Genomic DNA, 18,363 nt, shown 5'->3' with positions numbered 1-18,363 from the left:
CCGTCGGGGTGCTCGAGCTCGACCGAGAGGCAGTGGGCGACGACCTCGGTGCCGCTGAGGTCGGGCGGCTGCCAGCCGGGGCGCGGCGGCCGGTCGGGGCCCTGCCAGCCGGGCCGGGGCGGCGGCCCGCCGGGCGGGTGCCAGCCCGGGCGGGGCGGACGGGGGTGCCAGCCGATGGGCGGCGGTGGGGCGGGGCGCCATCCCGGCATCGGCGGCGGGGGCGGGCGGTGCCCCCACCAGCGCGGCTCGCGGAACCACGGCCGGTCGCGGTAGTGGTCGCCCCAGTAGCTGCCGAGGGTGAAGCCGATGATCGGGACGCCGATCATCGCCCCGTAGTTCACCAGCGGCACCACGTCGCTGCCCCAGGCGTAGTCGAGCCGGCTGGCCACCACCCAGCCGCGCAGGCCGTCGGGCAGCACCACGTCGCACCAGGCATAGCCGGTGGTGCAGCCGATGACGTTCAGCGGCTGGCCGGCGGCCAGCTGGACGACCACCGGGTAGTCGGTGCCCGGCCCGGCGCGCAGGTTCAGCACGCCGCGCGTGTAGGCCTCCTGCGCCGAGGCGGCCAGCGGCAGGGCCAGCGTCAGCGCCAGGGCGCCGGCCGCCAGCCAGCGCAGGGAACGGGGGGGCGGTTTCGATTCGGGCATCGCGGCCTCCTTGTGTGCGGATGAACCTGATCCACGGTAGAGCGCCGCGGCGCGTTGTCAATCGGTGGGCGCCACCTGCAGGGGAGGGCGCGGCGGCCCTGCACGGCTCGGGCCCTCAGGCGGCCTCGCGGTAGAACGGCCCGGCCGCCACCGCCCGCGCCCGCATCGGCGCCACCGCCGCGCCGATGGCGGCGATGTGGTCGGGCGTGGTGCCGCAGCAGCCGCCGACGATGTTGACCAGCCCCTCGGCCGCGAACTCGTGCAGCAGCCGCGCCGTCACCTCCGGCGTCTCGTCGAAGCCGGTGTCGCTCATCGGGTTGGGCAGGCCGGCGTTGGGGTAGCAGCTCACGAAGGTCTCGGGCGCCGCGCGGTTCAGCTCCTGGATGTAGGGCCGCATCAGGGCCGCGCCCAGCGCGCAATTGAGGCCGATGGCCAGCGGCCGCGCGTGGCGCACGCTGTGCCAGAAGGCGGTGACGGTCTGGCCCGAGAGGATGCGGCCGGAGGCGTCGGTCACCGTGCCGCTGATGATGATGGGCAGGCACTCGCCGGTGGCCTCGAACACCTCGTCGATGGCGAACAGCGCGGCCTTGGCGTTGAGGGTGTCGAAGATGGTCTCGACCAGCAGCACGTCGGCGCCGCCCTCGATCAGCGCGGCGGCCTGCTGGTGGTAGGCGGCGCGCAGCTGCTCGAAGTCCACGTTGCGGGCGCCGGGGTCGTTCACGTCGGGGCTGATGCTGGCCGTCTTGGGCGTGGGGCCGAGGGCGCCGGCGACGAAGCGCGGCTTGTCGGGCGTGGAGAATTTGTCGCAGGCCTCGCGCGCGAGACGGGCCGAGGCGAGGTTCATCTCGCGCGCCAGGTGCGCCATCTCGTAGTCTTCCTGCGCGATGGTGGTGGCGCCGAAGGTGTTGGTCTCGACCAGGTCCGCCCCGGCGGCTAGGTAGCCCTCGTGGATGTCGCGGATGACGTCGGGGCGCGTCAGCGAGAGCAGTTCGTTGTTGCCCTTCACATCCTTGGGGGCATCCCGGAAGCGCTCGCCGCGGTACTGTTCCTCGGAAAGACGCAGCCGCTGGATCATGGTGCCCATGGCGCCGTCCAGGATGGCGATGCGTTCGGCGAGAATACCGGGCAGCTCACGGGCGCGGGTGTAGGCGGGCAGGCTCATGGCGGCGATTGTAGGAATCGCCCCTTGCGCGGGCCGGCCCGGCATCCCGGCGGCCCTGCCGCATGGCGGGCTGTCCGGCCGGCACTTGACGGGTGTCATGAAGCCGTCGGACTGCATGGGTTAGTGTCGGGACACCGCCGGCCCACCCAGCTTCCCTTACTTTTTCATCGTTCGTGCGCGCCCCGGTGCGCGCCGCCCCCTGGTTGCCATGTCCGAATCCTCCCTCACGGAGGGGCCGCTTCCCCTGCCCCCCGAAGCCCCGCTGCCGCACCGCAAGATCATCCGCGGCTGGCTGCTGCCGCTGGTGCAGCGCACCACCCTGCAGCCGATCGCGCTGCTGGCGCTGGACTACGTGTTCTTCTTCGCGCTGCTGGCGGCCGCCGTGCTGCTGCAGCCGTGGTGGGCGCGCCTCGCGGCTGGCCTGGCCTGCGGCTTCGTGATCGGGCGCCTGTTCATCATCGGCCACGACGCCTGCCACCAGAGCCTGACGCCGCACCGGCGCCTGAACAGGTGGCTGGGCCGCATCGCCTTCCTGCCCTCGCTCACGCCCTACAGCCTGTGGGACATGGGCCACAACACGGTTCACCACGGCTTCACCAACCTCAAGGGCGTGGACTTCGTCTGGGCGCCCCTGACGCAGACCGAGTACGAGGCGCTGCCGCCGGCGCGCCGCTTCATGGAGCGCCTGTACCGCAGCGGCTGGGCGCCCGGCGTGTACTACATGGTCGAGATCTGGTGGCGCCGCATGATCGCCCGCGACAAGTCGGCCAACGCCGAGCGGCCCGTGTTCTCGCGCGACTGCGCGCTGGTGCTGTCCTTCGCCGCGCTGTGGCTGGCGGCGCTGGTGGCGGTGAGCTTCGCCACCGGCCGCGCGCTGCTGCCGATGCTGGGCTTCGCCTTCGTGCTGCCGGTGCTGTTCTGGTTCGCGATGATCGGCTTCGTGGTGTACGTGCACCACACGCACGTCAAGGTGTCGTGGCACGACGACCGCGCCGCCTGGCAGCGCGCGCAGCCCTTCGTCTCCACCACCGTGCACCTGACCTTCCCGTGGCGCATCGGCTCGCTGATGCACCACATCATGGAGCACACGGCGCACCACGTGGACATGAGCATCCCGCTGTACAAGCTCAAGGCCGCGCAGGCCCGTATCGAGGAACTGCTGCCCGGGCGCATCGTGGTGCAGCGCTTCTCGTGGCGCTGGTACTTCGACACCGCGCGTCGCTGCAAGCTGTACGACTTCACGCAGCGCTGCTGGACCGATTTCAAGGGCCGCGCGACCAGCGAGCCGGCGCCGGTGCCGGCGGCCGCGCTCTGAGGCGCAAGGGCGCTCACCCACATCCAATCCAACCGTTCGGGCTGAGCCTGTCGAAGCGCCGCAACCCGGCTTCGACAGGCTCAGCCCGAACGGTTTTCATGGAGTCAGCGGCAAAGTGCAATCGGCCTGCAGCGCCGGCCGGGCGGGCGTTTCAGCCAAACGTGTAACAAACGAGACGATCCGACCTCAACGCGGCATCGGCTGGCCGCGGGCCCAGCCCGGCCGCATCGGGAACAGCGGCTCGCCCGGGCCGCCGCGCGGTGCCACGTAGATCACCGTGCCGCCGCCGTAGCCGTAGTGTTCGTAGCCCACCACGCCGACGCCCGGCTGCGGCACGCCGCGCCAGGGCAGCGGCGTGTCCGTGCGGTGGTCCAAGTCCTCTTCCTCCCCGGCCTGCGCCGTGCGGCTTTCGGGCAGATCCTGCAGCCGGCCTTCCGCCACCCAGCCGCGCGCGCCGCTGGCCAGCACCACCTCGCACCACGGCGCGTCCTGCAGGCAGCCCAGCACCTGCGCGCGCTGCGCGGCGCCCAGCCGCTGCACCACGGCCGCACGGGCGGACGGCTCGGCCCGCAGCACGCTGCGCGGCAGCACCAGCGCTTCGTCGTCGCCGGACTGGGCCAGCGCCGGCAGGCAGAGCAGGGCCGCGAGCAGCGGCAGCAACGGGCGAACGGTGGGCATGGCGTCTTTCCTCCTGGCAGGTGCCGGTGAGTTTGGCACAGCGCCGCGCTAGCATCGCCCGCTGCACCCGCCGTCCATGCCGACCACCCCTTCCGATCCTTCCCCCACGCTGCAGCCCGGCCTGATGGTGCTGCACGGCAACCGGCCGGAAGACCTGCGCCAGTTGCTCGTCGCATGGATGCAGCGCCACCCGCTGGCGCCGCTGGAAAACGAGGTGGTGCTGGTGCAGAGCAACGGCATCGCCCAGTGGCTCAAGCTGGCGCTGGCGGCCGAGCCGGCCGAGGGCGGCCTGGGCATCGCCGCCGCGCTGGACGTGCAACTGCCCGCGCAGTTCCTGTGGCGCGCCTACCGCGCCGTGCTGGGCCGCGAGGCGGTGCCTGAGCGCTCGCCGCTGGACGAGGCGCCGCTGGCCTGGCGCCTGATGCGCCTGCTGCCGACCCTGCGCGATGCGCCCGGCTTCGAGCCGCTGGCGCGCTTCCTGGCCGGCGATGCCGACCTGCGCAAGCGCCACCAGCTCGCCCTGCGCCTGGCCGACCTGCTCGACCAGTACCAGGTCTACCGCGCCGACTGGCTGGACGACTGGGCCGCCGACCGAGACCGGCTCGCTTCGCTGCGCCACGGCATTCGTCCGTTGCCCGACGACCAACGCTGGCAGGCCCTGCTGTGGCGTGCCGTCCTCCAAGACGCCGGCCCCGAGGCGGCGGCCGAGAGCCGCGCCGGCGTGCACCAGCGCTTCATCGCCGCGCTGGCCGCACTGCCCGAAGGCGCCCCCGCCCCGCGCGGCCTGCCGCGCCGCATCACCGTGTTCGGCATCTCCGCCCTGCCGGCGCAGACCCTGGCCGCGCTGCATGCCCTGGCGCGCTTCACGCAGGTGATGCTGTTCGTGCACAACCCCTGCCGCCACCACTGGACCGACATCGTGGCCGACCAGGACCTGCTGCGCGGCGCCTACCGCCGCCAGGCACGCCGGCCCGGCATGCCCGCCGTGCTCGACCCCGAGGCGCTGCACCAGCACGCCCATCCGCTGCTGGCCGCCTGGGGCAAGCAGGGCCGCGACCACCTGCACCTGGTCGACGGCATCGACGAGCCCGACCGCTACCGCGCGGCCTGGGCCGGCGTCGGCCACGGGCGCATCGACCTCTTCAGCGACGAAGCGCCGCCGCCTCACAGCCTGCTGCGCCAGCTGCAGGACGACATCCTCGAGCTGCGCCCGCTGGCCGAGACGCGCGCCCTCTGGCCCGCCGTCGATCCCGCGCTGGACCGCTCGCTGCGCTTCCACGCCGCGCACTCGGCGCAGCGCGAGGTCGAGATCCTGCACGACCAGCTGCTGGCCCGCTTCGACGCCGACCCCACCCTGCAGCCGCGCGACGTGATCGTGATGCTGCCCGACGTGGACGCCTACGCGCCGCACATCGAGGCCGTGTTCGGCCGCGTGCCGCGCGGCGACGCGCGCCACATCCCCTTCGCCGTGGCCGACCAGGGCCGGCGCGGGCGCGAGCCGCTGCTGATCGCGCTGGAACAGTTCCTGTCGCTGCCCGACAGCCGCTTCGCCGCCAGCGACGTGCTCGACCTGCTGGACGTGCAGGCCCTGCGCGCGCGCTTCGGCCTGGACGACGAGGCGCTGCCACAGCTCAAGCGCTGGATCGAGGGCGCCGGCGTGCGCTGGGGCCTCGACGCGGCCCAGCGCGCCGCCCACGGCCTGCAGGCCGCCGGCGAGGCCAACAGCTGGCGCTTCGGGCTCGACCGCATGCTGCTGGGCTTCGCCGTCGGCGAGGGCGCGCCCTTCGACGGCATCGCGCCCTACGGCGAGGTGGGCGGCCTCGACGCCGCCGCGCTCGGCCCGCTGGCCGCTCTGCTGCGCGCCCTGCGCGAGACGCTGGACACGCTCGCCGAGCCGGCCCCGCCCCGGCAGTGGGCCGAGCGCCTGCGCGCCCTGCTGCAGCGCTTCTTCGCGCCGCAGGCGCCGCGCGACCAGCTGCGCGTGCAGGAACTGCTGCACGCCCTGGAGCGCTGGCTCGAAGACTGCGACAGCGCCACCTTCGACGAAGCCCTGCCGCTGGCCGTGGTGCGCGAAAGCTGGCTCGCGCTGGCCGAGCCGCACGGCCTGCAGCAGCGCTTCATGACCGGCGGCGTCAGCTTCTGCACCCTGATGCCGATGCGCGCCATCCCCTTCCGCGTGGTCTGCCTGCTGGGCATGAACGACGGCGACTTCCCGCGCCCCGCCGTGCGCGCCGACTTCGACCTGATGCAGGGCGACTGGCGGCCCGGCGACCGCTCGCGCCGCGACGACGACCGCTACCTGCTGCTGGAGGCGCTGCTGTCGGCGCGCGAGCAGCTCTACATCAGCTGGGTCGGCCGCGACGTGCGCGACAACAGCCACCGCGCGCCCAGCGTGCTGGTCGGCCAGCTGCGCGACCACCTGGCGGCCGGCTGGCGCCTGGCGGGCCGCGAAGCGGAGGCCGACGCGCTGCTGCCGGCCCTGACCACCGAGCACCCGCTGCAGCCCTTCAGCCCGCGCTACTTCGCCGCCGATGCGCCGGCGGCCCCGGCGCTCGACGGCCTCTACAGCTACGGCGCCGAATGGCAGGCCGCGCATGGCGCCGCCACGCCGCCGGCGGCCGAGTCGCCCCTGCCGCCCTGGCTGCCCGACGAGCCGCTCACGTTGCGCGAACTCGAAGCCTTCATCGCCCAGCCCGTCGAGGCCTTTTTCGCCGAACGGCTGCGCGTGCGCTTCGGCGACGAGGCCGAGGAGGCGCTGGACGACGAACTCTTCGCCGTCGACGGCCTGCAGAACTGGCAGCTCGAACAGGCGCTGCGCGGCGCGCTGCAGCCGTGGTGTGATGCGCAGCCGTCCGCCGCCTCGGCGCGCGCGGGCCTGCACGAAGCGCTCGCGGCGCAGGCCGGGCAGCTGCAGCGCGAGGGCCGCCTGCCGATGCGCGCCTTCGGCGAGCTGGCGGCGGCCGGGCTGCAGCAGCGCGTGGCGCGCACGCTGGGCCACTACCTCGATGCGTGCGAGCAATGGCCCGCGGTGGAAGCCAGCCCCGTCCTGCTGCGCTGGCACGACGCCGCCAGCGGCCTCGCGCTGGAAGACACGCTGCCGCCGCGCCGCCTGCCCGCGCCGGGCCGCGACGCGCCGCCCGCGCGCGTGCTGCTGGCCAACGGCCGTTTGCACAAGGGCAAGGACTTCGCTTGGCACCACATCGTGCGCCACTGGCCCGCGCACCTGGCGCTGCAGGTCGCGGCCGGGCCGACGCGCACCGTGCTGGCCAGCGAGTCGGGCGTGCTGGCGTTGAAGGAACTGGAGCGCGCCGAGGCCGAGGCAGAGCTGTCTGCATTGATGCAGGCCTGGGCCACGGGCATGCGCCAGCCGCTGCCCGTGGCCTGCCGCACGGCCTTCGCCGACCTGGGCGGCAAGGACGCCGCAGCCGAGTACGACGGCGCCTGGAACCGCGACGGCGAAGCGCGCCGGCCGGCGCTGGCGCGCGCGTACCCCTCCTTCGCGGACCTGTCCGCTGCCACCACGCCCGACGGGGGCGGCTTTACCGCGTGGCGCGACCGGCTCTATGCGCCGCTGTGGCGCGCCTTGGGCAGCCCGCGCCAGGGCGCGGAGGACGAGGCATGACCGGCCCGCAGCCGCTGGACCCGTTGCGCTTCCCGCTGCACGGCGCGCGCCTGATCGAGGCCAGCGCCGGCACCGGCAAGACCTACACGATCGCGCTGCTCTACCTGCGCCTGGTGCTGGGCCACGGCGAGGCGGGCTGCGCCTTCGCGCGGCCGCTCACGCCGCCCGAGATCCTGGTCGTGACCTTCACCGAAGCCGCCACGCAGGAGCTGCGCGAGCGCATCCGCGCCCGGCTGGCCGAAGCGGCGCGCGTGTTCGCCGGCGAGGCCGCGCCGCAGCCCGGCGACGTGCTGGCCGCGCTGCAGGGCGGCTACCCGCCCGACCAGTGGCACGCCTGCGCGCACCGCCTGCGCACCGCCGCGCAGTGGATGGACGAGGCCGCCGTCCACACCATCCACGGCTGGGCCTGGCGCATGCTGCGCGAGCACGCGATGGGCAGCGGCAGCCTTTTCGCGCAGACGCTGCAGACCGACCTGCAGGACCTGCAGCAGCGCGTGCTGCACGACCACTGGCGTCGGCACTACTACCCGCTGGATGCGGCGGCCGCGCGCGCGCTGCTGCAATGCTTCGCCTCGCCCGAGGCGCTGTGGCAGGGCGTCAAGCCGCTGCTGGGCCGCGACGACGCGCGGCTGCACCTGAAGGGCGAGGCGCTCGACGCGGCGCACGACGTGATGCAGGAACTGCGCGCGCTGGGCGAGGCGCTGGCGCTGGCCGATGAGCGGGAAGCGGCGGCCCGCGCCCTCTGGCGCGGTGACCGCGCCGCACTGGAGTCGCTGTGGCGCGAGCAGCTTCGCCCGCACCTCAACGGCAACAGCTACCGCGGCAAGGACGACGATGCGGTCTTCGACGCCTGGCTGGCCGCGCTGGCCGCCTGGTGCGAAGGCGCGGAGGCGCCGAAGAACATCGAGCGCTTCGGCTGCGCCGGCCTCAAGCTCAAGAAGGGCCAGCCGGTGCCCGAGCACCCCGCGATGGCCGCCATCGACGCCTGGGTGGCCACGGCCGGCGCCGCGCAGCCCGACGACCTGCGCGCCCGCCTGGCCGCCCACGCCGCCGCCGAGCTGCGCAGCGCCCTCGCCGCCGAGAAGCAGCGCCGTGCCGAACTGGGCTTCGACGACCTGCTGCTGCAGCTCGACCGCGCATTGCGCAGCGAAGGCGGCGACGCGCTGGCCGCGCACATCCGCGCGCAGTTCCCCCTCGCGCTGATCGACGAGTTCCAGGACACCGACCCGGTGCAGTACCGCATCTTCCGCCGCATCTACGGCCACGCGGGCGCGGACGCCGGGCTGATCCTGATCGGCGACCCCAAGCAGGCGATCTACGCCTTCCGCGGCGCCGACATCCGCACCTACCTGCGCGCCCGCGCCGACACGGCCCCGGCGCACTATGCGTTAAGCACCAACCACCGCTCGACCGAGGCGGCGGTGTGCGCGGTCAACCGCGTGTTCGGCCGCGCGCAGCAGCACGAACGCGGCGCCTTCCGCTTCGCGCGGGACGGCGACGACCCCGTACCCTTCCTGCCCGTGCAGGCCCGCGGCCGGCCCGAGGCGCTGTGGCTCGGCGGTGCGCCCGCGCCGGCGATGACGCTGTGGTCGCAGGCGCCCGCGGAGGGCAGGGCCTTCGTCGGCCTGGGCGAGTACCGTGCGCACATGGCCGAGGTCTTCGCCTCCGAGGCGGTGCGCTGGCTCGGCGGCGACAGCGGCTTTCGCCAGGCCGATGGCGGCTGGCAGCCGCTGCGTCCGGCCGACATCGCCGTGCTGGTGCGCAGCGGCACCGAGGCCGACGCGATCCGCGGCGCGCTCGCGGCGCGCGGCCTGCGCAGCGTCTACCTGTCCGACCGCGCCTCGGTTTTCGCCACGTCCGAGGCGCCGGACCTGCAGCACTGGCTGCGCGCCGCCGCCGACCCGGGCGACGAGGCGCTGCTGCGCACCGCGCTGGCCACCCGCACGCTGGGCCTGCCGCTGGCCGAGCTGGCGCGGCTGCAGGAGGACGAGCTGGGCTGGGAGGCGATCGCGCTGCGCTGGCGCGCCCTGCACGAGCTGTGGCAGCGCCACGGCGTGCTGCCGATGCTGCACGAGCTGCTGCACGCCCACGGCCTGCCCGCGCGCTGGCTGGCGCAGGAGGGGGGCGAGCGGCGCCTGACCAACGTGCTGCACCTGGCCGAGTGGCTGCAGCGCCGCGCCGGCGAGCTCGACGGCCCGCAGGCGCTGCTGCGCGCCTTCGCCGAGCGTGTGGCCCGGCCCGAGGGCGAGGAGGACATCCTGCGCCTGGAAAGCGACGACGCGCTCATCAAGGTCGTGACCATCCACAAGGCCAAGGGCCTCGAATACCCGCTGGTGCTGCTGCCTTTCATCGCCGCCTGGCGCGATGCGAAGAAGGACAGCGCGCGCGCCCTGGGCTTTCACGACGAAACGCTGGATGCGCCCGTGCTCGAACTCGACGGCGCGCACGACGAGGCGCACCGCCGCGCCGAGGAGGAACGCCTGGCCGAGGACATGCGCCTGCTCTACGTGGCGCTGACGCGCGCGCGCCATGCGCTGTGGCTGGGCGTGGCGCCGCTCGCCGCCGGCAGCGCGCGCAAGATCGAGCTGCACAAGGGCGCGCTCGGCCAGGTGCTCGGCGCCGGCGCGCCGGTCGACAGTCTGGACGCGTACCGCGAGGGCCTGGCTGCGCTCGCGGCCGAGTGCCCCGACATCGCCGTGCAGCCCGCGCCCGCGCCGCAGGCCGCGCGCTGGAAGGCGGCGCCGGCACCGCTGCTCGGCCCGGCGCGCGTGCCGCTGCACCCGGGCCACGCGCCGTGGTGGATCGCCAGCTACTCTGCGCTGGTGCAGCAGCTCGGCAGCGAGCTTGGCGCATCGATCGCTGCCGACGAGGAGGGCGCGGAGCCCGAGGACGCGCGGCAGGACCAGGCGCTGGAGGAAGCGGCCGTGGACGCGCCCATCGAAGCCGCACCGGCCCGGCCCGCGGCCGGCACCTGGCACGCCTTCCCCCGGGGCTCCGAGCCCGGCAGCTTCCTGCACGGCCTGCTGGAGTGGTGCGCGCAGCAGGGCTTCGCCCGCGTGCTGAACCATCCGCAGGCGCTGCGCGACCTGGTGGCGCGCCGCTGCGCCGTGCGCGGCTGGGAGGCATGGATCGATCCGCTGTGCGACTGGCTGCCGCGCTGGCTGGCGCTGCCGATGCCGCTGCCGGACGCGGCGCCGGCCACGCTCGCCGGCCTGGCGCAGTACCAGACCGAGATGGAGTTCTGGGTGCCGGTGCAGCGCGCCGACGCGCGCCGCATCGACGCGCTGGTCACGCGCCATACCCTCGGCGCCGCGCCGCGCCCGGCCCTGCCCGGCACGCGGCTGGCCGGCATGCTCAAGGGCTTCATGGACCTGGTGTTCGAGCACGACGGCCGCTGGTGGGTGGCCGACTACAAGTCCAACTGGCTGGGGCCGGATGCCGCTGCCTACGACGCCGCGGCGATGCGCGCGGCGCTGCTGGCGCACCGCTACGACGTGCAGTACGTGCTCTACGTGTTCGCGCTGCACCGCCTGCTGCGCGCGCGGCTGCCCGGCTACGACTACGGGCGGCACATGGGCGGCGCGGTGTACCTCTTCCTGCGCGGCGCCGATGCGGCCACGCACGGCGTGTTCGCCGAGCGGCCGCCGCGCGAGTTGATCGAGTCGCTGGATGCGCTCTTCGGTATGGAGGCGATGGCGTGATGGCTGTGCGTTTCAGCGCCCCGTGTTCTCGCTCCCTCCCCCGCTGGGGGAGGGTCGGGGTGGGGGCTGCGCGGCCGCGAGGCGCATCGACCGCCGCCGGCCCCCATCCCAGCCTTCCCCCGGCGGGGGAAGGAGAAACAGCCGGCCGCCGTGGCGCCGCGCAGGTGGAGAGGATTCGATGACCCGCCGCGCCGCCCCGCCGGCCCCTCCGGTGCCCGACCTGTTCGACACTGACCCGGCCGCGGCCGCCGCCGGCGCGCGCCACGCGGATATCCTGGCCGACCTCGACCACTGGGTCGTGCAGGGTTGGCTGCGAGAGCTGGACCGCAGCTTCGCGCTGTTCCTGCACTCGCTGGACGGCGACGCGCCGGCCGAGGTGCTGCTGGCCGCCGCGCTCGCCAGCCACCAGCTCGGCCGCGGCCACGTCTGCCTCGACCTGGCCGCGACCCTGGACGACAGCCGCGCCAGCCTGTCGCTGCCGCCCGAGCAGGCCGCCGGCGCCGCGCCGCGCGGCCTGGACCGCTGGCTGCGCCCGCTGACCCTCGCCGGCTGGCAGGGCGCACTGCGCGCCAGCCGCCTGTGCAGTGCGGAAGAGGGCGGCACGCCGCTGGTGCTGCAAGGTCCTCGCCTGTACCTGCGGCGCTACTGGCGCTACGAACAGGCGGTGCGCGCGCGCATCGAAGCGCGCCTCGCCCCCGCGCCCGTCGCGCCGGCCGAGCGCATCCGCCCCGTGCTCGACCGGCTGTTCGACGACGCCGCAGCGCCGGCGGGCCCCAACTGGCAGAAGCTCGCCTGCGCCCTCGCGCTGCGCCAGCGCTTCGCCATCGTCACCGGCGGCCCCGGCACCGGCAAGACCACCACCGTGGTGCGCCTGCTGGCGCTGCTGCAATCGATGGCGCTCGAACACGATGGCACCGCGCTGCGCATCAAGCTCGCCGCGCCGACCGGCAAGGCCGCCGCGCGCCTGACCGAATCCATCCGCGGCGCGCTCGACCGCTTGCCCTGGGCGCACCTGACAGCGCCGCGCGGCGACGTGCCCGACCAGGCCACCACCCTGCACCGCCTGCTCGGCAGCCGCCCCGACAGCCGGCGCTTCCGCCACCACGCCGGCCACCCGCTGCCGCTGGACGTGCTGGTGGTGGACGAGGCCTCGATGGTCGACCTGGAGATGATGGCCGCGCTGCTGGCCGCCCTGCCGCCCGCCGCGCGCCTGGTGCTGCTGGGCGACAAGGACCAGCTCGCCTCCGTCGAGGCCGGCGCGGTGCTGGGCGAGCTGTGCCGCCGCGCCGAGGGCGGCCACTACGACGCGGCCACCGTGCAGTGGCTGGACCAGACCACCGGCCAGCGCCCGCCGCCCGCGCTGTGCGATGCCGCCGGCCGCCCGATGGACCAAGCCATCGCCATGCTGCGCGTGAGCCACCGCTTCGGCGCCGACAGCGGCATCGGGCAGATCGCCGCCGCGGTGAACGAGGGCCGAGCCGCGGCGGCGCAGGCGCTGCTGCGGGAAGGCCGCGGCGACCTGCGCGTCTGCGCCCTCCAGGCCGCGCCCGCCCGGCTGGCCCAGGATGCGGCGCTGCGCGCCCTGGTCCTGGCCGACGAGGACGCCGGCCCGGTGGGCCCGGCCCACGCCCTGCGCCTGATGCAGGCCACCCGCCCCGCGCCCGACGCGCCGCGCGCCGACTGGGACGCCTGGGCCGCGCGTGTGCTGCGGGCGATGGGCCGCTTCCAGCTGCTCGCCGCGCTGCGCGAGGGGCCGTGGGGCGTCGCCGGCCTCAACGCCACCGTGGCCGAGATCCTGCGCGAGGCCGGCAGGCTGCAGGGCACGCAGGGCTGGTTCCCCGGCCGGCCGGTGCTCGTCACCCGCAACGACCATGCGCTCGGCCTGATGAACGGCGACGTCGGCCTGGTGCTGGAGCTGCCCGCCCGCTTCGACGATGCCACCGGCCGGCCCGACCCGGACGCCGGCCTGGCGCGCCGCGTCGCCTTCCCGGCCGCCGACGGCAGCGGCGGCGTGCGCTGGGTGCTGCCGGCGCGCTTGGCGGCCGTGGAAACCGTCTTCGCCATGACCGTCCACAAGTCGCAGGGCTCCGAGTTCGAGCACTGCGCCCTGGTGCTGCCCGCCGCCGCCAGCCCCGTGCTCACACGCGAACTGGTCTACACCGGCATCACGCGGGCGAAGACCTGGTTCACCCTCGCGGCGCCGGCCGCCACCGGCGAACGGGTGCTGCGCGAGGCGATCGGGCGGCGCGTGCTGCGGGCGAGCGGGCTGATGGCGGAAGACGCCTGAGAAGCTGTGACCGAACCCGCCACACCCGCTCATGCCGCGCAGACGCGCGCCCTCGGCGTTGCAAATGCTCGCCGTAGCCCGAGCTACGGCTGCGCTTTGCGCCTTGATGGCGCGCGCCTGCGCAGCCTGCTCGGGCGCGCCGGATTCACTCACAGCTTCTGAGTCCTCCGGCTCGTTTCTATGCATGTCCCTCCTCACATGCATAGAAATGTGTGAGTATCTATGCATATGAGGCGTCTCAGGTCAAGGAAACACGCTCGTCAAGGAAGGGCTGCTCGACATCCCGGTGCTCTATCTCAGTTTTCCATGGCGTTGCGCACCACCCGCAGGGCATGAAACGGGCGTTTCAAGCCGACGAGCGCAGCGAAGTCCTCAGGGCACCCGAGGAACTGGCTTGGCCAGGCCGCTGGGTGCGCCCCCCTCCAAGCCGAAGGCGCCAGAGAGGGGGGAGCCGCGAAGCGGCCTGGGGGGTGTTTCATTTCAGCCGCGCCATCGTGCGTACCAAGGCCGACTACGACCGCCTGCTGCAGGAGGTGCGCGATCACGGCCATTGGGAAGCGTGGGTGCTCTACATGCTCGGCGCCGTCGAGCGCACGGCCATCGACGCCATCGCCACCATCCAGGGCATCAAGGCGCTGCTGCTGGATTACAAGCACCGCATCCGCGCCGCGCACCGCTTCTACAGCCAGGACCTGATCAACAACCTGTTCTCCCATCCCTACACCAAGATCGAATTCGTGCAGCACGATCTGCAGGTCTCGCGCCTGACGGCCACACGCTATCTCGACCTGCTGGCCGACACCGGCTTCGTGCGCAAGTACAAGGCCGGCCGCCACAACTACTACATCAACGAGCCGCTCTTTCGCATCCTGACCGGCGAAGCGGCGCCGCAGGCCTGAATTCAGGGTGGGCCAAAGCCCGTGCGGCATGGCCCTGCTGTCCAGCAGCAAATAAAAACAATTATCATTACCGGCTTCGCATCACATCCGAGGACTGGAGAGCCACCTTGCCCACGCCGGCCGCGCCCCTGGGTTGCGCGCAGGACATCGGCCTGCTCTACCGCGACCACCACGGCTGGCTGCGCGGCTGGCTGCACCGCCGCCTGGGCTGCGCGCACCATGCCGCCGACGTGGCGCAGGACACCTTCGTGCGCCTGCTGGCGGCGCGCGACGCCCTGCCGCTGCTGCGCGAGCCGCGCGCCTACCTGCGCACCACCGCCCAGCGCCTGCTGGTCGACCACGCGCGCCGGCAGGCCGTCGAGGACGCCTGGCGCGCCGAGGTGGCCCTGCTCGCCGAGCACGGCGACCTGCACTACCCCGCGCCGGAGGTGGCCCTGGCCGCGCTGCGTGCGCTGCGCGAGCTGAGCGACGTGCTCGACCGCGTGGCCGCCAAGGCCCGCGCCGCCTTCCTGCTGCACTACCTCGACGGCCTGACGCACGAGGCGGTGGCGGCCGAGCTGGGCGTGTCCGACCGCATGGTGCGCAAGTACCTGGCCCAGGTGCTGGTGCAATGCGCCGCGCTGGAAGACTGAGGCGCACGCATGGCCGCTCCCGCTCTCGCCTCCGATACCCCGGCCGAGCAGGCCGCCGAGTGGCTGGCCGGCCTCGGCGTCACCGACCCCGCGGAGCGCGAGCGCATCCGCGCCGGCTTCGAGGCCTGGAAGGCCGCCGACCCGCGCCATGCCCAGGCCGCCGCGCCCATGGAGCGGTGGCTGGCCGCCCTGCAGCCGCTGCAGGGCGCCGGCGCCCGGGCCGCCCGCGCGGCCCTGCAGGCCGGTGAAGAGAGCACGGCCACCCATCGCCGCCGCAGCCGCGCCCGCGCCGCGGCCGGCCTGGCGGCCGCCGTGGTGGCAGCGCTGGCCGTGTGGGCCGGCGTGCGCGACGAATGGCCGCAGGCCCTGGTGGCCGACCTGCGCACCGGCGCCGGCGAATGGCGCAGCCAGCCGCTGCCCGACGGCTCGCGCCTCACCCTGGCCGCCGGCAGCGCGGTGGACCTGCACTTCGACGGCGACCAGCGCACCGTGCGCCTGCTGCGCGGCGACATCCTGGTGGACGTCGCCAGGGACCCGGCCCGGCCCTTCGTCGTGCGCACCCGCGACGGCGAGGTGCGCGCGCTCGGCACGCAGTTCGTGGTCGAGCGCGGGGCCGAGTCCACGCGGCTGGCGATGATCGAGTCCGCCACCGCCGTGCGCAGCGCACGGCAGGTGGCCCGCCATGCCGACGATGCCGTGCGCGTGCAGGCCGGCGAGCAGGTGCGCATCACGCCCGAGGGCGTGACGCCGCTCGCGCCGGTCGACCCGCAGGGCCTGCGCACGCAGTGGCAGCAGCGGCAGTGGGTGGTGCTGGACCGCCCGCTGGCCGAGGTGCTGGACGAGCTGGCGCGCCGCCATCCCGGCCACCTGGGCTACGACGCCGCGCAGATCGCCGGCCTGCGCGTGAGCGCCGTGCTGCCGCTGGACGATCCGGACCGCGCACTGGCGCTGCTGCAGGGCAGCTTCCCTCAGTTGCGCGTGACGCGCCTCACGCGCTTCTGGGTGCGGGTGGAACGCGCGGGCTGATTTTTTCGGTGTGGCGGTTCCGCTTCGGCGGCGTCGTCCGTCAAGGAAGGAAGAGCTTCTTCTTTTCCTTCCTTCCGCCGTCCCTCCCATGTCTTCCGAACCGTTCCTGCGCCCTTCGCGGTGCCTGCGCCGCGTGCCCGCGCGGCTCGCTCCCCTGGCCGCTGCCGCCGGCCTGGCACTGGCCGGCCTGCTGGCCGCGCCGCAGCCCGCGTCGGCCCAGGCGCCGGCAGCCGCCGTGCTCAGCTTCGACATCCCCGCCGGCCCGCTCGACCAGGCCCTGGTGCGCTTCGCGCAGCAGGCCGGCGTCACGCTGTCGATGGACGCCTCGCGCCTGGCCGGCCTGCGCATCGAGGGCCTGCGCGGCAGCCACGGGGTGGACGAGGGCTTCGCGCAACTGCTGCGCGGCAGCGGCCTGCGCGCCGTGCGCAGCGCGGGCGGCTACGTGCTGGCGGCGGCCGAGCCCGCCGCGGCAGCGCCCGCCGCCGCCCAGGACGCCGCCTCGCTCGCCACCGTGACCGTCAGCGCCGACGCCGAGCGCAGCGCCGCCACCGAGGGCACCGGCTCCTACACCACGCAGTCCACCAGCACCTCGACGCGGTTGAACCTCTCGCCGCGCGAGACGCCGCAGTCCATCAGTGTCATCACCCGCCAGCGCATCGACGACCAGGGCCTGACCCAGCTCACCGACGTGATCGCGCAGACGCCGGGCCTGGTCGTGGCCCAGGGCGGCAACACCGGCAGCGACAGCTCGCCCATCTACTCGCGCGGCTTCGGCGTGGACACCTACCTCGTCGACGGCGTGCGCCAGCTCAACTCCGGCTACACCGACATCTTCCAGACCTACGACATCGCCACGGTCGACCGCGTGGAGGTGCTGCGCGGCGCCAGCGGCCTGATGAGCGGCATCGGCACGCCGGGCGCGGCCATCAACGTGATCCGCAAGCGGCCGGTGGCCGGCTTTCAGGCCATCGTGCGCGGCGAGCTCGGCTCGTGGGCGCACCGGCGCGCCGAGGCGGACATCTCCACCCCGCTGAACGAGGCCGGCACCGTGCGCGGCCGGCTGATCGCCGCCATGCAGAAGAGCGACTCGTACATCGACCGCCTGGAGGAAGAGCGCAAGGTGCTCTACGGCGTGGTCGAGGCCGACCTGACGCCCGACACGCGCGTGCACGCCGGCTTCTCGTGGCAGCGCATGGAGTCCACCGGCCACGCGCGCGGCGGCCTGCCGGCCTACTACAGCGACGGCACGCGCACGCACTGGCGCGTCTCCGATTCGGCCGCCGCCGACTGGGCCAGCTCGTACCGCCGCTACGGCAGCGTCTTCGCCGGCATCGAGCACCAGCTCGCGCCGGACTGGAAGCTCAAGGCCACCGCCATCCGCAGCTGGACGATCTACGACGAGGTGCTCGGCTATGCCAGCGGCGGCAATCCCAACCGCTTCACCGGCGCGGGCGTGAGCCTGTGGGCCGGCCGCTGGGCGGCCGATCCGCGCCAGGACACGCTGGACGTGCAGGTCACCGGCAAGTTCGACGCGCTCGGCCGCAAGCACGACCTCGTCTTCGGCGCCGAGGCCTCGCGCGCCACCTACACCACGCCGGGCTACAACCTCTGGTACTTCGACGGCTGGAGCAGCGCGATCCCCAACATCCACCTGTGGAACGGCGCCTGGCCCGCGCAGCCCTACAACCCGGCGAACAGCATGCTGACCTCGGACGAGCGGCTGTACAGCGCCTACGGCACGCTGCGCTTCCGCCCCGCCGACAGCCTGGCCGTGCTGGTGGGCGCGCGCGTGACCGACTGGCGCCGCGACCAGAGCACCACCACCTTCCGCACCGGCCGCACCACCTACAACGACCGCGGCGAGCGCGGCGAGGTCACGCCCTACGCCGCGCTGGTCTGGGACTTCAGCCGCGACTGGAGCGCCTACGCGAGCTACACCGACATCTTCAAGCCGCAGAGCTACAAGACGGTGAGCGGCGAATTCATCGATCCGCAGACCGGCGCCAGCTACGAGGTGGGCGTGAAGGGCAGCGTGCTGGACGACCGGCTGAACGTCAGCGCCGCGCTCTACAAGGCCAAGCAGGACAACCTCGCGGTCGCGATCCCCAACACCTTCGCGCCCGACGGCTCGACGGCCTACGAGGCCAAGTCGGGCACCAGCACGCGCGGCTTCGAGGTGGAAGTCAGCGGCGAATTGCGGCCGGGCTGGCAGCTGTCGGCCGCCTTCGCGCGCAACATGACGCGCGACCGCGAGGGCAAGAACCCGCTGACCCAGGTGCCGCAGAACACCCTCAAGCTGGCCACCAGCTACCGCATCGCCGGCATCGGCCACGGCCTGACGGTGGGCGGCGCGCTGCGCTGGCAGAGCGAGATCTACAGCGACAACATGGGCCC

General features: G+C 74.1%; 11 protein-coding genes. 8 read left to right on the top strand and 3 right to left on the bottom strand.

What is annotated here, in order from left to right; genetic code table 11:
* Together ACIY1X_RS15195 and ACIY1X_RS15190 are read right to left on the bottom strand one after the other, a co-directional pair.
* Nucleotides 1-647, bottom strand: a 647-nt coding sequence (locus ACIY1X_RS15195) for an SH3 domain-containing protein (protein WP_399681893.1), incomplete at its 3' end; no start/stop codon positions are given.
* Nucleotides 648-762: 115 nt separating this feature from the next.
* Complete coding sequence (locus ACIY1X_RS15190; protein WP_399681890.1) at nucleotides 763-1,809, bottom strand: homocysteine S-methyltransferase family protein; 1,047 nt, start codon at nucleotides 1,807-1,809, stop codon at nucleotides 763-765.
* A 208-nt stretch (nucleotides 1,810-2,017) separates the two neighbouring features.
* Here ACIY1X_RS15190 and ACIY1X_RS15185 point away from each other — a divergent pair, with 208 nt between their 5' ends.
* Nucleotides 2,018-3,124, top strand: a complete 1,107-nt coding sequence (locus ACIY1X_RS15185; protein WP_038218094.1) for a fatty acid desaturase — start codon at nucleotides 2,018-2,020, stop codon at nucleotides 3,122-3,124.
* 186 nt (nucleotides 3,125-3,310) lie between these two features.
* Here the strand turns inward: ACIY1X_RS15185 and ACIY1X_RS15180 are convergent, their stop codons facing one another.
* A complete protein-coding gene (locus ACIY1X_RS15180; RefSeq protein WP_399681888.1) occupies nucleotides 3,311-3,802 on the bottom strand; it encodes an SH3 domain-containing protein in 492 nt (163 codons plus the stop codon).
* Between the two features lie 76 nt (nucleotides 3,803-3,878).
* Between ACIY1X_RS15180 and recC the strand changes: the two genes are divergently transcribed.
* From recC to ACIY1X_RS15145, 7 genes are all read left to right on the top strand, one after another.
* Nucleotides 3,879-7,424 carry an exodeoxyribonuclease V subunit gamma gene (gene recC, locus ACIY1X_RS15175; RefSeq protein WP_399681886.1) on the top strand — a complete coding sequence of 1,182 codons (3,546 nt, stop codon included), beginning with the start codon at nucleotides 3,879-3,881 and terminating at the stop codon, nucleotides 7,422-7,424.
* The gene (gene recB, locus ACIY1X_RS15170; RefSeq protein ID WP_399681883.1) at nucleotides 7,421-11,125 is read left to right on the top strand and encodes an exodeoxyribonuclease V subunit beta; all 3,705 of its coding nucleotides are present in this window, start codon (nucleotides 7,421-7,423) and stop codon (nucleotides 11,123-11,125) included. Before recC ends, recB begins: the two co-directional genes overlap by 4 nt.
* 178 nt (nucleotides 11,126-11,303) lie before the next feature.
* On the top strand, nucleotides 11,304-13,412 hold the full coding sequence (recD, locus tag ACIY1X_RS15165) for an exodeoxyribonuclease V subunit alpha (protein ID WP_399681880.1): 2,109 nt from the start codon (nucleotides 11,304-11,306) through the stop codon (nucleotides 13,410-13,412).
* Between the two features lie 494 nt (nucleotides 13,413-13,906).
* Nucleotides 13,907-14,311 carry a Fic family protein gene (locus ACIY1X_RS15160; RefSeq protein ID WP_399681877.1) on the top strand — a complete coding sequence of 135 codons (405 nt, stop codon included), beginning with the start codon at nucleotides 13,907-13,909 and terminating at the stop codon, nucleotides 14,309-14,311.
* Nucleotides 14,312-14,418: 107 nt separating this feature from the next.
* Nucleotides 14,419-14,943 carry a sigma-70 family RNA polymerase sigma factor gene (locus ACIY1X_RS15155; protein ID WP_399681875.1) on the top strand — a complete coding sequence of 175 codons (525 nt, stop codon included), beginning with the start codon at nucleotides 14,419-14,421 and terminating at the stop codon, nucleotides 14,941-14,943.
* 9 nt (nucleotides 14,944-14,952) lie between these two features.
* Nucleotides 14,953-15,969, top strand: a complete 1,017-nt coding sequence (locus ACIY1X_RS15150; protein WP_399681872.1) for a FecR family protein — start codon at nucleotides 14,953-14,955, stop codon at nucleotides 15,967-15,969.
* Between the two features lie 88 nt (nucleotides 15,970-16,057).
* The coding region (locus tag ACIY1X_RS15145; RefSeq protein ID WP_399681870.1) for a TonB-dependent siderophore receptor at nucleotides 16,058-18,363 on the top strand (2,306 nt) is incomplete at its 3' end.

Source organism: Xenophilus sp., assembly GCF_044462705.1.
Lineage (GTDB): Bacteria > Pseudomonadota > Gammaproteobacteria > Burkholderiales > Burkholderiaceae_C > Xenophilus > Xenophilus azovorans.
The sequence above is the reverse complement of the archived record's forward strand: the minus strand, read 5'-3'. Positions and strand labels throughout refer to the sequence as shown.